This is a genomic window from Planctomonas deserti (genome assembly GCF_003067705.1).
Lineage (GTDB): Bacteria > Actinomycetota > Actinomycetes > Actinomycetales > Microbacteriaceae > Planctomonas > Planctomonas deserti.
This window is the reverse complement of the sequence record NZ_QANL01000204.1, coordinates 1-522: the sequence shown is the minus strand read 5'-3', so window position 1 is coordinate 522 and position 522 is coordinate 1. Positions and strand designations below refer to the sequence as shown.

The 522-nt window shown below is 68.8% G+C and carries 1 protein-coding gene; it reads left to right on the top strand.

What is annotated here, in order from left to right:
• On the top strand, positions 1–522 hold a 522-nt coding region (locus DAI20_RS20285; protein ID WP_159085174.1), incomplete at both ends, for a DEAD/DEAH box helicase.

The following is a 522-nucleotide window of genomic DNA, read 5'->3' as shown; positions in this document are numbered from 1 at the left end:
AACCCGGACCAGGCCGAGGCCGTGGCCGCGATCAACGCCGCCGAAGGCTTCCAGCCCTTCCTGCTGGATGGCGTGACCGGCAGCGGCAAGACCGAGGTCTACCTGCAGGCCATCATCCACTGCCTGGCCCAAGGCAAGCAGGCGCTGGTGCTGGTGCCGGAAATCGGCCTGACCCCGCAGACCCTGGCACGCTTCCGCGGCCGCCTCGGCATCGCCGTGCATGCACTGCACTCGGGGTTGAACGACAACGAGCGCGCGCGCGTCTGGGCGGCGGCCTCACGTGGCGAGGCACGGGTCATCGTCGGCACCCGCTCGGCGGTGTTCACGCCATTGCCGCAAGCCGGCCTGCTGATCGTCGACGAGGAACACGACGGCAGCTACAAGCAGCAGGACGGCATCCGCTATCACGCGCGCGATTTCGCTCTGGTGCGCGCCAAGGCACTCGGCATCCCGGTGCTGCTGGGCAGCGCTACGCCTTCACTGGAGACTCTGCACAACGCCTATGCCGGGCGCTACACCCAC